Below are 14,173 nucleotides of genomic sequence, written 5' to 3'. Positions count from 1 at the left end.
CGAAGGAGTAGTGTAATGTCACAATTTTCAATTTATTTGGTGCGCCATGGTCAGACTTATTTTAATGTCTTCAATCGGATGCAAGGCTGGTCAGATTCACCTTTAACTGAACGCGGCCAAGCAATGGCGACCCAAGTTGGCCAGGCTTTAGCAACTGTTAATTTTACCCATTATTACGCTAGTGACTCTAAACGCGCAGTTGATACTGCCAAGTTAATCATGGCTGCCGCACCAACAAACCAGCCGACCGTCACCACTCTCGCCAATTTTCGAGAAGTCTTTTACGGCTATTTTGAAGGTGATGATTCTAGTCGGACTTGGTCACTGGTCGGCAAAGACTATGGCGTCACTAGTTTACATGAACTATTAGCCTATCTACCAATCGATAAAACCCGTGACTTAATGCGGTCAATCGATCCCTTTCATGAAGCTGAAGACGAAGCGCGCTATTGGGCGCGGGTCACTCAAGGCTTTGATTATCTGAAAGCTCATCATAATCATCATGAAAAGATCTTGTTAGTCTCACATGGCACGACAATTCGTAGCATTGTAGCCCATTTTGCCCCTGATATGGATATCACAACTGGTCCTAAGAATGGGAGTGTCACCCGCTTAGACATTGATGGTGACCAAATTCACGTGGTCAACTACGCTGAAGACTTAATTTAAGCAAGTAGCCCCAAATTTTGGACTATATCTTGTCCCGCTTAATGATTGCTGTCAAACAGCCACTACCAGAAGTTTTGAAACTTCTGGTAGTGGCTGTTTTTTGTACCAGGATCGTTGAAACGTGCCAACAAAGCCAGCAACCTCCGCTTAGCTACGCTAGTCATCTGATGCTAAACTCGCATCAAATCACTAGCTAGGCTATACTCGGTGGCTAACCGGCTTTGCTGACACTCTTAATTAGTAACCTTAATCCCGACAATTCCAATTACCAACATGGCAATAAACACCCATGTTAACGGCGCAATTTGATCTTTAAAGACGACAACACCAACCAAAATTGCCCCAACTGCACCAATTCCCGTCCAGATTGGATATGCGATACTCAACGGCAAGTGTTTCGTGGCTAGTGCTAAAAAGCCAAAACTTAAAATCATCCCAATGACCGTCGCAACGGCATAGCCAATTTGACTAAACCCGTCACTTAACTTCATCATCGTCGCCCACACAACTTCAAAAATACCGGCAATGATTAAATAAATCCAAGTCATTCTAAATTTCCTCCTCAACTAAAAAAAGACAGCGCCGCCTAACTTCCACAATGACCTAAGGAAGTTAGTTCGACGCTGTCCGGTGACAGTTCTGTTTAATTAATCCTTTTAATATAGCAAATTTACTCAGCAAGGTCAATCCGGCAGATTCTGTAACATCCAAGCCGTCAAAGGAGTCAGCGGTGACGGTAACGCCGTTGGGGCAAAAAAAGCGGCCGCATCTGTTTCATTGGTCTGCGTCATTAACTTTCCACCCGTCACCAGACCACGATATAAGACCGTGACACTATCAATCACATCGCCATTTGGATAAATATAGTGCATTTTAGGACCACTAAAAACTGTCACTAACGTTAATTTATCAACGGTAAGCCCAGTTTCTTCTTGTAATTCACGACGAGCAGTTGTCGTGACTGCTTCACCCGGTTCGGTCGAGCCTGCCGGCAATCCCCAACACTGATTATCCGTGCGATGCACCAGTAACAATTGTCCCGCTGCATTTTGTGCCATGATGGCGGCACCGACCACGACTAAGGGCTGATGCCCCACCTTTTGCCGTAAATCTAACACATAACCCAAACTTATCACTTCCCTAACTCGCTAATCACTAATATTTTGATTAGGCATGTTATACTTGAAGTAACTATAACACGTCAGGAGTGTGATTGAATGTCCGAACCAATCGTACAACCCGTCATTATTGCCGGCATGGGTAAAACCATGACCAATTATGACTATGCCATGTCTGAGTTGGAAGCCTTAGTTGAAGCAAACAACATGCAGACTGCTTTACGCATCGATCAGAATTTAGAAAAACCAAACCGCGCAACCTACTTCGGTAAAGGTAAAGTAGTTGAAATCAAAGAAATCGCTGAAGCCAAGGAATTAAACGTTATGGTCGTCAACGCCGATTTAACGCCTAGTCAGGTTCGTAACTTAGAAACTGAAACCGGGCTCCAAATCATCGACCGGACTGGTCTTATTTTAGAGATTTTTGGGAATCGGGCTCGCAGTAAAGAAGCCCAGCTCCAAGTAAAAATCGCTCAACTCCAATATCAATTGCCGCGCTTACGAACCAGTATTGCCAACCGGCTTGACCAACAGGCCGGGGCCGCTGCTGGTGGTGGCGGTGGTTATACCAACCGTGGCTCTGGTGAAACCCAGCTGGAATTAAATCGTCGAACGATTCAAGATCGTATTAGCCATGCCAAGCATGAACTAAAAGAATTAAACAAAGACGAAGAAGTTCGCCGGTCCCAACGGGATAAAGCCAACCTCCCAAACGTTGCACTGGTTGGCTACACCAATGCTGGTAAATCAACGACCATGAACGGTTTGGTCCGGCTATTTGGTAAAGGTGATGACAAGCAAGTCTTTGAAAAAGACATGCTATTTGCCACTTTGGATACCAGTATTCGCCAATTAACTTTCCCGGATAACAAACAATTACTTTTAAGTGATACCGTTGGTTTTGTTAGCAACCTGCCACATAACTTAATTAATGCCTTCCGGTCAACCTTGTCAGAAGCAGCCAATGCCGACTTACTGATTCAAGTGATCGACTATTCGGATCCGCATTATAAGGAAATGATGGCTACCACAGAAGCAACCTTAAAAGCGATTGGCGTGCATGATGTCCCAATGATTTACGCCTATAATAAAGCTGACTTAACCGAAGCGACCTATCCCACGCAGCAAGATGACCAACTCATCTATGCGGCCAAGGATGAAAAATCGCTACAACTTTTGACCCAGATTATCAAGGCGCAAGTTTTCAAGAACTTTGTTACCAAAACTTTACTGATTCCTTTTAATGACGGTGAAGTGGTGGCCTATTTGAATGACCACGCCAATATTTTAAAAACAGATTATTTAGCTGATGGGACGCAATTGACGGTAGAATTAACGCCAGTTGACGCCCAACGGTATGCACATTACGAAGTCACACCAGCCTAAGCAAGCAATACAATCAAAAATGGACGTCCAACCAAAATTCGGTTGGACGTCCATTTTCACTTTTTAAAGGCTTGTTATGTCACAGCCGCCTTTTAGCTTAACTTTAATTCGCTGACATCCCACTACGGGTTCGAACCGCCGCCCGCCATAATGACTGTGCCGTCCAAAGACTAACACACACAATCAACCAGCTAATGGCTGTCAGTGATAATGATTTAACAACAGTCGCTGCTAGAATAACACCGATAATGCCACCCAAAATAATACCAAATAATCCCCGATAATCTACGCGGTCGCGGCGAATAAAGTTCAAGGCTGAACTCGGCATGAGCAAAGCACATGACAACATCATAATCGGAAAAGCAGCAATCGGCGTCAACCCTAGAAAATACACCATCACCATGCAAGGAGCATACAGACCAACCCCGGCAGACATCAATAATCCCAAAATAAAGTTACCAACAATCCCAATCGCCAATGGCCAGCCACGTAAACTAGTGGCATGATTGGCGATTCCCAACAAACTGATCCATCCTGCTAACTTAGCTGCCATCAAAATGGCCGTCACTACTAAGGCACCAGCCATGATAAGTTGAATTCGGCGTTGATTGAGCTTGACCATTACTTCACTTCCCAGTACCGCACCAATCGCGGCGGCTAAGACCAGACTGATTAAAGTCCAAGCCTCAACCTTAACTGTCGTTACGAAGAACAGCGCCTCAACGGCCGTTGGAATAGCATGTCCTGTATTCAGGGTTCCTGGTAATTTGCGTTCATCTTTTAAATAATGGGTCGCCTGAAAAATTGCCGTCGTCGTCACAAAGCTCCCAATCCCCAACGTGTCCAAAAAGTCAGTCACCGCACCGATACCCACTCCAATGCCGAATTCACGACCATTTAACTTAACCTGGCGACGGTGTGCCGTCACAACTAACAGCCCAAATAACCCAACACTGGTTAGTGTCAGGATCGTCACAATTGCAATAACCATTCTGCGTTCCTCGCTCTCATATGCTAGCATTATACTCGACTTCATCAGCCCTGCCAAAATCAGCAGCTCATCCTGGCCATTAGGATAATTATAAAAAACGAACGTTTTAGAACTAGCTAAATATTAAAAAGCGATTTTATCGAACTTTAATTCAGATGATTATGCAATAAGTTCGGAATTAAGCCTAAAAAATGGTAAATTCGCCATTTTTCCAATTGCGATAATCGCTTTTTTTTGGTATGCTAAATGCATTCAATTATACTGGTTGTTCAACGAAAGCGAGGCTATCATTTCATGCAAGCTGCTAACCCCAAGACCAAACTTAACCGTTCGTTAGGCTTTTGGTCTGCATTATCCTTAGTTGTCGGGACCGTTATTGGTTCCGGGATTTTCTTTAAACAGTCATCGGTTTTAGATAGTGCTGGTTCTACTACTAATGCCCTGTTAGCTTGGCTATTAGGTGGCCTCATTACGTTAACCGCTGGCCTAACCATTGCTGAAGTTGGGGCCCAAATGCCTCACACAGGTGGCCTTTACGTCTATATGGAAGCCATCTATGGTAAGCTATGGGGCTTCTTATCCGGCTGGATGCAAGTCGTCATCTATGGGCCGGCAATTATTGCTTCCATTGGCGCTTACCTCGGTATTTTACTCGTTGGCTTTTTTAATTTATCCAGCCAATGGCAAGCACCGCTTTCAATTGGCGTCATCATCTTAATCGGTATTTTAAACATGTTTGAAAATCGCTGGGGAGCGGCCTTTCAAATGGTAACGACTTTAGGCAAGCTCTTACCCATTATCGCAATAATTATCTTTGGACTGTTTTTTGGCAATCAGGCTGCTTTTGGGCAAACTTTACAGTCAGTTAGTCAAAGTAACGGCACTTTTGGTGTCGCCGTGTTAGCCACTTTGTTCGCCTATGATGGCTGGATTTTAGTTGCAAATTTAGGCGGTGAGATCAAAGAACCACAAAAAATGCTGCCGCGAGCCATCATCTTAGGTATCTCCCTGGTTTTGGTCGCTTACACCTTAGTCACCTATGGAATTTTACACTTTGTCCCCGCTGAAACCATTCACAAACTCGGCCAGCAAACAACGCTATACTTTGCCCAAGCTGCCTTTGGTACAATCGGTGGACGGTTACTTAATATCGGGATTATCGTGTCCATGGTTGGCTGTCTGAATGGTAAAATCATGACCTTTCCACGAATTGTCTACGCCATGGCCGACCGTCACCAGCTCCCATTCTCCAAACAGCTTCGTTACTTAAATCCAAAATCACACGAACCAATTATCGCCACAGCCGTTATTTTAGCCTATGCCAGCATTCTGATTCTCTTCTTCAATCCAGATCGATTGTCAGACTTGTGTATTTTCACAGTCTATTGCTTCTACGTGGCAACCTTCATTGGCGTCTTCCTACTGCGCCATCGTCAAGCAGGCCAACCGCGGCCCTTCTCTACGCCTTGGTTCCCGCTGACCCCATTGATTGCCATTTTAGGGGCACTCTTCGTCATTGTCAGTGAAATCGGGTCCGACTTACCCGGCGTCTTACTATCATTGTTAATCGTTGCGCTAGGCCTGCCTGTCTATTACTATCAACGTCGACAAACGACCCTTTAAAATCAAAAAAATGGGCTTGGGTTGAAGTTAACTCCCAAGCTCATTTTTTGATTTTTCATAGTTAAATTAGCCACGTGCTTTTGCAATGTTAGCGACTTCTGCTTAGCTAAGATCAAAGCCACCTTTATTGCCGTAACGTGCTCGCAATGCCAGCCACCTCCGCTTAGCTACACTAGTCTCTCGATGCTAAGCCCGCATCAAATGACTAGCTAGGCTATGCTCAGTAGCTTGCCGGCATTACGAGCACTCGTTGATTATGCTAATTTTTTATCCAACACCCGTGACAACACGGACAAAGCATAACAGATGATGAAATACATCAATGCAATCATGACAAACATTGGAATAATGTACGCTGAATTTTGACCATAGATGATTTGTGCATGATTTAAAAGTTCTGGTAACACAATGATGGTCGCCAGTGACGTATCCTTAATCAAAGAGATAAACTGACTAACAATCGTTGGAATTGTCTTCTTAATCGCTTGCGGGAAGACCACGTGCCAAAGGGCTTGCACATAAGTCATCCCATTTGCCCGGGCCCCTTCCATTTGACCATAATCGACTGCCAAAATTCCTGAACGGATAATTTCCGCTAGCATGGCTGATTCAAAAATCGTCATGGCAAGGACCGCCGCAAAAATAATCCCCGGTTTAAAGCCTAAATGTGGCAGGCCGAAGTATGTGAAGAAAATGATCAAAATCAATGGTAGATTCCGTACAATATCGACAACAAACCCCACGACCGCAGATAAATATTTAATTTTAACGTAACGTAACACACCCAAAACTGACCCGATAATAAAACTGGCAACGATTGAGATTAACGACACTTCAACAGTTACCCAGAGGCCTTCGAGCAAGAAACGCAGGTTAACCCAAGAATAAGCTTGAATAAAATTTTGCATAATTGGCCGCCTCCTTTAATTTGCTAACCGTTTTTCTAAGTGCCGCATGTAATAGCTCAATGGTAACGTAATGATTAAGTAGAAGACCCCGACGACCACGTAACTATTAATCGTATCTAACGATAATGACGCAATCGAATTACCTTGATACATTAAATCAAAACCAGCCACGAACGCAAGAACGGACGAGTTTTTCACTAAGTTAATGAATTGGTTTCCAAGTGGTGGAATCACGATCTTGAAGGCTTGTGGTAACACAATATAACGCATGGCCTGCCAATAAGACATCCCATTAGCACGAGCCCCTTCCATTTGACCACCATCAACTGATAAGATCCCAGCACGGACCGTTTCAGCAATAAACGACGACGTATAAATCGTCAAGCCGATGGTCCCAGCCGTAAAGCCATCAATTTTAGCCACGTATAGCGGAATAATCACGTAGAAGAACATCGCAATAACCAAGAGTGGGATATTCCGAAAAATTTCGATATACACCCGCCCAATGATGCGCATCGCGCGATTAGGCAGCACTTCAAAAATCGCAAACATGGTCCCGATAATCGTACTAAAAAACAAAGCAATGATACTTGATAATAAGGTATAGCCGAGCCCTTGAATTAACTCTGACCAATAGTGCGTTAGAATATACAGCATTAGCGCGACGCCTCCTTATAGTCAAAGCCAGCGACATTGCCGAACCACTTCTTTAAGATGCGGTTGTACGTCCCATCAGCTTCGATTTCTTTTAAAGCCTGATTAACTTTCTTTTTAAATGGTGCTTGTCCTTTATTAATAGCAATCCCATAAGGTTCCTTCGTAAAGGCCCCCCCGACTACTTCATAGCCTGGGTTTTGTGACGCCATTCCGTAAAGAATCCCATTATCCGTTGTTAAGGCAACCCCTTGACCTGATTTTAGCGCAGTCATGGCTTGCGCATAATCAGAAAGTTCTAGCACCTTCGCTTTCGGCGCAAACTTTTTGATGTTTTCAACCGAATTAGCGCCAGTGACACCCAAAACTTTAACCCCAGTTTTATTTAAGTCTTTGACGGACTTAATTGAGCTCCCTTTTTTAACTAGTAATGATTGCCCGGCATCAAAGTAGGAGTCACTAAAATCAACTTGTTTTTCTCGTTGCGCAGTAATCGTCATCGTGGCGATAATCGCATCAATATTACCATTTTTAAGTAGTGGAATTCGTGTTTGGCTCGTCACCTGCACGAATTTGGCATGTCCATTTTTGCCTAAAATCTTTTTCGTAATTGCCGTGGCAATGTCTGCATCGAAGCCCTTAATCTGGCTATCTTTAACGTCCATTAACCCAAATAACTTTGTATCGGCTTTCACACCCCATGTAATGGTATTACTGGCTTTGTCGTTAGCTAACACATCTTGTTTTGATAGGGCTTGTCGTGATCCACAAGCGGTTAAAACAAGGGTTAACACGCCGACCATGCCCAGTACACCCAGGAAACGCTTTAACTTTTTCATGCTTGTCCCTCCCCGGCTGACTAGTGTGTCAAAATCTTGCTCAAAAATTGACGGGCACGTTCATTAGTCGGTTCACCGTCAAAGAATTTTTCTTTTCGTTCATCTTCCAAAATCTCACCAGCATCCATGAAGATAACCCGGTCGGCCACTTCACGAGCAAAGCCCATTTCATGCGTCACTACTAACATGGTCATACTTGAATCAGCCGCCACATTCTTCATAACGTTCAAAACATCATCAATCATTTCTGGATCAAGCGCTGAAGTTGGTTCATCAAATAACAAGCACTTAGGCTTCATTGCTAACGAACGGGCAATTGCAATCCGTTGTGATTGGCCCCCAGATAGCTGGCTTGGTAAGCTGTTCGACTTATCAGCTAAACCAACACTGTCCAATAAATCCATTGCTAATTTTTTGTTTTCAGCTTCCGGCCGCTTTAAAACCAACCGGGGCGCGATCATAATATTTTCTAGCACCGTTTTATTCGCATAGAGATTAAAATGTTGAAAAACCATCCCCACATTTTTGCGAATCTTGTTCATATCAGTTTTCTTATCCGCTAAATCATAACCATTAACGAGTAACTGACCGGATTGAACCCGTTCCAATCCATTGACTGTTCGAATTAAAGTACTCTTCCCAGAACCAGAGGGTCCGATCAAGACAACTTTTTCACCTTCATCAATCGTTAGATTAATATGCTTAAGTGCGTGAAAATCACCATAATACTTTTCCACGTCATGAAATTCGATCATTGACATCGCAGTCACCATCGCTTTCTCTGTCAGCCTCGTAACTGACGGTTCAGATTATCGCATTAATATTAAAAGTTTAAGAATTCTTATCTTTCGTTAATGCTACTTAAATAGTTTAATACATAATTAGTAAATCTGTCAAAATTCAAGCAAATATTGTTCGCAATCACCAAAATAGTGACTAATTTTCAGCTAACTTTAGGTTAAAATAACCGAATCAGACTAACTAACTTGAACAAACTGTTCTCATCAGTAAATATTATTCGGAGTTAGCCCATCTAACCGACTGTCAGACCTTAAGCAACTAAACCGCACAAAAAAACAGTTTGAGCCGTTGAGTATTCGGCATCAAACTGCTTTTATTTGACCAACCTCACATACTAATGAACGCTTAGCAAGCGTGCTCAGTTTGACCACCATTAAGAATGGTCACCACATCGTTCAGACTAATCTCCACCATGTTTTGAACGGCTAGATTCGTATAAAAGCCAATATGCGGCGTTAAAATAACATTTGGCATTTGCATTAATTGGGCAATTAACGGATCTTGTAACACTTCACCTTGATGATTCTGGTTAAATAAAGCAGCTTCGCCTTCAACCGTATCTAACGCCGCCCCGGCAATCTCACCAGCCTTTAAGGCGGCCACTAATGCCGCCGTCACAATGACAGGTCCCCGCGATGCATTAATGATGAAGGCATCTGACTTCATTAATTTCAGCGCAGCTGCATCAATCAAGGCTTCAGAGGTGGCATTAAGGTCGACATGTAACGTTACGACGTCGGCTTGTCGTAACAACGCTTCTTTACTATCGACATAAGTCAAAACCGGTTCTAAGTCTGCATGCCGAACCACATCATAAGCAATCACCTTGGCCCCAAGACCATGGAATAACTTTGCAACGGTCCCCCCAATTCGACCAGCACCAATAATTCCGACCGTCAATGATCGAATCTCGCGGGCTTGTAGCCCAGCCCATTGAAAATTCTGCTGACTAACACGACTATCAAATAACTCTAGATTTCGAATCAAGCGCATCGTTTGGGTCACTGCCATTTCTGCTACTGAATTGGGCGAATAAGCCGGTACATTCGTCACTGTTAAACCGGCTGCCTTAGCAGCTGGCAGATCAATTGTATCAACTCCCGCCGTGCGACTGGTTAATTGGGTCAACCCGGCAGCCACAAGTTGCTGATAAAACGTCGCATCACCCCCAATTGCACTGCGTTGTTGAATCACAACGCCATCGTAACCGTTCACTAACTGAGCCGTGTCTGGATGAAATTCTAATTCATTAGTATCCACTTGAACCTTATTTTTAGTCGCCCATGCCTTAATTGCACTTTCTTCGTCATCACGTACGCTATACATTAAAATTTTCATTAGTTATCCCCCACTTTTTTTGCTTTATTCGTCATATATGTCCCAATTCGTTGCACCGCCGTCTGTAAATCAGCCATTGAAGCCGCATAACTAATCCGCACATACCCTTCACCACCGGGGCCGAATGAACTTCCCGGAATCAAGGCAACTCGGGCTTCCTGCGCCAGTTCCCGACAAAAATCCATGCTAACTTGTGGCAACCCTGCTGGAATCTTACTGAATAGGTAGAAAGCGCCTTCTGGCTTCGCCGACTTGAAACCTAGTTGGTTCAAACTGGTCAATAAGAAATCACGCCGCGCTTGATATTCAGCTTTCATTACTTGCCCATCATCACGCCCATGATTCAACGCTTCGGTCGCCGCTGCTTGCGCATTAGCAGTCGTCGTTGTCACTGTAAATTGGTGGATTTTTCCTAATTGTGCCGTAATCGCTTTAGGGGCACACATGATCCCAATCCGCCAGCCGGTCATCGCATGCGACTTGGACACGCCATTAAGGAGAATCGTCTGCTCGGGTAAGTAATGTGCAATGGACACGTGTGCCGTACCATAAGTCAACTCACTATAAATTTCGTCAGCTAGTACAAAGATGGGTTTATCCGCCAAGACTGCTGCCAGCGCCTTTAAATCAGCTTGCCGATAAGTGACCCCAGTCGGATTTGATGGAAAATTCAAGACGACCGCTTTCGCCTTGGGATGAGCTGCTAAAGTTGCACTAAGTTGGGCTGGTGATAACACAAAGTCATTTTCGGAAGTATCCATGAAGACCGGAATCGCACCATTAAGCTTGGCTATCGCAATATATAGTGGGAAAATTGGTGTTGGAATTAAGACCTCATCGCCGGGATTTAAAATCGAGCTCAAAGCCGTGTAAATCCCACCCGTGGCCCCCGCCGTGATAATGACCTCATTGGCTGGATCGTAATGCACATCGTATTTAGTCGCTAAAAAATTAGCCGCCGCAGTCCGTAACGCCAGCGTCCCATTTGAAGGGGCATAGTGACTTTCATTATTTTTAATACTTTTAATTGCAGCCGCTTTTACATGTTCGGGCGTATTAAAATCAGGTTCTCCCAGTGTTAAACGAATAATTCCCGGAATATTGGCAATTTCAGCGTTAAAAGCTAAAATATCAGATGGTTGGATGGCGTCCAGTTGATGATTCATCCGTTGGACTAAGGTTTTACTTGTAATTGACATAGATTGGTTCCTCCCATAATTTTTGGTTGGTTTGGGGTTCCCGAATGATTAACCAGCCTCTCAATGCCAACAAAAAAAACGTCGTCCTCGAGAAACCAATTCTCAGGGCGACGCCAAACAATCAAAGCGTTTTTTAATTTAGCCACCCTTGGAATTTTAATCATCCATGGGTGCCATTGAACCTCAAAAAGCTCTTGGCAAGCCGCATCGATGCAAACATCAGATTCGTGTTTGCACCTAAGCTGCGGGCACAAACACTAGCGAAAATACCAAAAGTAAAAACTAGTTTGAGTTTTTGAGTGGTTCAATAGTAATGACATATCATTAACTCCTCATCATTTATTAATCCAACTATAACAATCCAAAGAATCACTGTCAACGCTAAATTTGGTATACTTAACTTAATTTAGAACTGAAAGGACGATGCCATATGACTTATCAGGCTTTAATGTTTGATATTGACGGTACCCTAACTAACAGTCAACCGGTTTATGCGACTGTTATGCGCCAAGTATTAACAGAATACCAAAAGCCTTTTTCCGACACCGACGCTCAGGCCACATTTCCGATGGCGGCCGAACAAGCAATGGCACACCTCGGAATTGACACCACGGATTTTGACCATTTTCAAGCCCGTTACGAGGCAGTGATGGCGGCACACTACCATGAGATTACCCTTTATTCTGGGATTACCACCCTCATGGCACAATTGCCAGCTAACCTAAAATTAGGTATCGTGACATCGCAACGCCGCACAGAACTCGAAGCTGGCATGCAGTCCTATGCTTTCATGTCACGGATGGCAGTCACCATCAGCGCTGACGACACCCCCAAACGCAAGCCCGACCCATTGCCATTATTAACGGCCCTAAAAAAAGTTGATGTGCAACCAAATGATGCCCTCTTTATCGGCGATTCTTTAAGCGATGAACAGACCGCCGCCGCTGCTAACGTCGATTTTGGCTTAGCTGTTTGGGGGATGGACCCTCATGCTAACCATCAACGAACAACTTACCGTTTTAACCAACCAACTGATCTTTTAAAGTTATTTTAACCACAAGAAAAGCTGTACCTCACGACGACTTGCCGCTGAGATACAGCTTTTTTAGAACCTAATTATTATTATATTAGGTAAACTAACCAACTTAAAATTAGGCCTGGCGATCTTCAAACGCTACTTGGGCTGTAATCTGATAGTCACCAGGTTGTTCAATCGTTGCTTGGCGCCCGGCGATTTTTTCCATACCGCCTGTAATCACCGTAGAAGCCAAGTATAACTTGTAATCTTCATGCGCATCATGAACATCCGTCAAGCCAACCCGAGTAATACGCCCGACTGGCAACTGGTCAATTTGGTTGAGCCCTGCATAGATGACCAACTTATGGTCTTCCAAACGTAATTCTGAATACGGAATCTGAATTCCTTGACCAATGGCATACACTGGCTCACCAGTCGCCTTAACTTGTTGCATGATATCAGCGTCGCTCAGCCCTGCATAATCTAACCGGACCACATTAGTTGCCTGTAATTGATCAACAATCTGGTGAACATTGTGTTGTTCCGTGCTGGTTGTCTTAACCGCAGCTGGCAACAATTCCTGCCCATCAAAAATCCCATTAGCAGGAATATAAGGTTGTTGCGCCCCATTTTGGGCTTGCTTTTCAGCAGCTAGGACTTCTTTAGGCTTACCACCCAATAATTTTTCGATCTTAGGTGATAGGTCATACTTAGCTCGTTTTTGAGTAAAGTAATAAATAAAGTTCAAAACGATAAAGTAAATTAGCACTAAAAAGACCAATAGATACAAGGCACCTCGTAACCAAGCGCCATTTTGCATCAAGCGAATTGCCACGTAACCCAGATAAATGTTACCAGCAATCCCAATCCCGATGTAAATTTGATTTTTAATTTTAAGGTTAACATTCACATAACCTAAGGCGTGGTTAATCATATCTAAAATACTAAACATTAACTATTCGCCCCCATCGTCAGAACTAGTCGTTGTTGCGGATTCACTCGTTGTCGTTGCCGCACTAGATTGCGTGGTTGAACTTGACGCATCATCGGTCGTGTCGTCCGTCGATGAACTGGTCGTTGAACTAGAACTCGTATCACTGCTACTAGTTGAAGCTGAACTACTGTTAGCGGTCGTACTACTACTTGAACTGCTCTCATCCGTGGTACTGCTACTACTACTGTTGTCACTACTGCTAGTGCTGCTACTAGTTTGATCATCACTATTATCGTCCGAGCTACTATCAGCCGAACTACTATCTTTATTTTTATCTTTGTTTTTATCGCTAGATGCCTTATCAGTCTTATTTTTATCCGTGGTACTACTGCTGGCTGATTTTACGACCGCACTGCTACTGGCCTTGGCACCATTGACAGTATGGGTGGTCTTGTTGACCACAACGTTCGTTGCGCCAAGCGCTAACACGATTGAAACAATCGCAAATGGTGTAATAAATGGTGGTGTTCGATAAGCCATCAATGTCAGTCCCTTCTATGCCTATCATTCTCTAATCTCAATCAATAATTAAACCATGTTGAGCTTAAGAATGCATTAGTTCTAATTGAAATTAATAAAGTCTTTAGTAACAGTTTAACACCGACAACCACAAAATCAGCAGTGTGAACTACTCG

At 43.7% G+C, this 14,173-nt stretch carries 15 protein-coding genes; 4 read left to right on the top strand and 11 right to left on the bottom strand.

What is annotated here, in order from left to right; all coding sequences use genetic code 11:
- Positions 1–15: 15 nt before the first annotated feature.
- On the top strand, positions 16–669 hold the full coding sequence (locus C5Z25_RS09900) for a histidine phosphatase family protein (RefSeq protein WP_105452463.1): 654 nt from the start codon (positions 16–18) through the stop codon (positions 667–669).
- Between the two features lie 233 nt (positions 670–902).
- On the opposite strand, the gene C5Z25_RS09895 is transcribed toward C5Z25_RS09900, so the two are convergent.
- A complete protein-coding gene (locus tag C5Z25_RS09895; protein ID WP_105452462.1) occupies positions 903–1,217 on the bottom strand; it encodes a DMT family transporter in 315 nt (104 codons plus the stop codon).
- 135 nt (positions 1,218–1,352) lie between these two features.
- A complete protein-coding gene (locus tag C5Z25_RS09890) occupies positions 1,353–1,796 on the bottom strand; it encodes an NUDIX hydrolase (protein ID WP_105452461.1) in 444 nt (147 codons plus the stop codon).
- Between the two features lie 90 nt (positions 1,797–1,886).
- Between C5Z25_RS09890 and hflX the strand changes: the two genes are divergently transcribed.
- On the top strand, positions 1,887–3,173 hold the full coding sequence (hflX, locus tag C5Z25_RS09885) for a GTPase HflX (RefSeq protein ID WP_105450022.1): 1,287 nt from the start codon (positions 1,887–1,889) through the stop codon (positions 3,171–3,173).
- A gap of 103 nt (positions 3,174–3,276) precedes the next feature.
- On the opposite strand, the gene C5Z25_RS09880 is transcribed toward hflX, so the two are convergent.
- Complete coding sequence (locus C5Z25_RS09880; protein ID WP_105452460.1) at positions 3,277–4,164, bottom strand: TSUP family transporter; 888 nt, start codon at positions 4,162–4,164, stop codon at positions 3,277–3,279.
- A gap of 294 nt (positions 4,165–4,458) precedes the next feature.
- Between C5Z25_RS09880 and C5Z25_RS09875 the strand changes: the two genes are divergently transcribed.
- Positions 4,459–5,787, top strand: a complete 1,329-nt coding sequence (locus C5Z25_RS09875; RefSeq protein ID WP_105452459.1) for an APC family permease — start codon at positions 4,459–4,461, stop codon at positions 5,785–5,787.
- Between the two features lie 254 nt (positions 5,788–6,041).
- Here C5Z25_RS09875 and C5Z25_RS09870 read toward each other — a convergent pair whose 3' ends face one another.
- The 6 genes from C5Z25_RS09870 to C5Z25_RS09845 form a co-directional block, all read right to left on the bottom strand.
- A complete protein-coding gene (locus C5Z25_RS09870) occupies positions 6,042–6,695 on the bottom strand; it encodes an amino acid ABC transporter permease (protein WP_105452458.1) in 654 nt (217 codons plus the stop codon).
- A 15-nt stretch (positions 6,696–6,710) separates the two neighbouring features.
- Positions 6,711–7,352 carry an amino acid ABC transporter permease gene (locus tag C5Z25_RS09865; RefSeq protein WP_105450018.1) on the bottom strand — a complete coding sequence of 214 codons (642 nt, stop codon included), beginning with the start codon at positions 7,350–7,352 and terminating at the stop codon, positions 6,711–6,713.
- Entirely contained in the window at positions 7,352–8,188 is an 837-nt protein-coding gene (locus C5Z25_RS09860) for a glutamate ABC transporter substrate-binding protein (RefSeq protein ID WP_105452457.1), read from the bottom strand. The genes C5Z25_RS09865 and C5Z25_RS09860 overlap by 1 nt, the downstream gene beginning before the upstream one ends.
- Positions 8,189–8,208: 20 nt before the next feature.
- Positions 8,209–8,949 (bottom strand): amino acid ABC transporter ATP-binding protein, encoded by a 741-nt coding sequence (locus C5Z25_RS09855; protein WP_105450183.1) that lies wholly within the window; start codon positions 8,947–8,949, stop codon positions 8,209–8,211.
- Positions 8,950–9,334: 385 nt separating this feature from the next.
- On the bottom strand, positions 9,335–10,327 hold the full coding sequence (locus C5Z25_RS09850) for a D-2-hydroxyacid dehydrogenase (protein WP_105452456.1): 993 nt from the start codon (positions 10,325–10,327) through the stop codon (positions 9,335–9,337).
- Positions 10,327–11,526, bottom strand: coding sequence for an aminotransferase class I/II-fold pyridoxal phosphate-dependent enzyme (locus tag C5Z25_RS09845; RefSeq protein WP_105452455.1), 1,200 nt, complete (start codon positions 11,524–11,526; stop codon positions 10,327–10,329). The genes C5Z25_RS09850 and C5Z25_RS09845 overlap by 1 nt, the downstream gene beginning before the upstream one ends.
- Before the next feature lie 430 nt (positions 11,527–11,956).
- On the opposite strand from C5Z25_RS09845, the gene C5Z25_RS09840 reads away from it, so the two are divergent.
- Positions 11,957–12,580: an HAD family hydrolase gene (locus C5Z25_RS09840; RefSeq protein WP_105452454.1), complete on the top strand. Its 624-nt coding sequence runs from the start codon at positions 11,957–11,959 to the stop codon at positions 12,578–12,580.
- Positions 12,581–12,677: 97 nt separating this feature from the next.
- Here C5Z25_RS09840 and C5Z25_RS09835 read toward each other — a convergent pair whose 3' ends face one another.
- Both C5Z25_RS09835 and C5Z25_RS09830 read right to left on the bottom strand, forming a co-directional pair.
- Entirely contained in the window at positions 12,678–13,496 is an 819-nt protein-coding gene (locus C5Z25_RS09835) for a DUF6681 family protein (protein WP_105452453.1), read from the bottom strand.
- 3 nt (positions 13,497–13,499) lie between these two features.
- Positions 13,500–14,018, bottom strand: coding sequence for a hypothetical protein (locus tag C5Z25_RS09830; protein ID WP_105452452.1), 519 nt, complete (start codon positions 14,016–14,018; stop codon positions 13,500–13,502).
- Between the last annotated feature and the right edge of the window lie 155 nt (positions 14,019–14,173).

This window comes from Lactobacillus sp. CBA3605 (genome assembly GCF_002970915.1).
In the GTDB taxonomy this organism is placed as follows: Bacteria; Bacillota; Bacilli; order Lactobacillales; family Lactobacillaceae; genus Lactiplantibacillus.
Note: the sequence above shows the minus strand (reverse complement) of the source record. Positions and strands in the feature narration are given on the sequence as shown.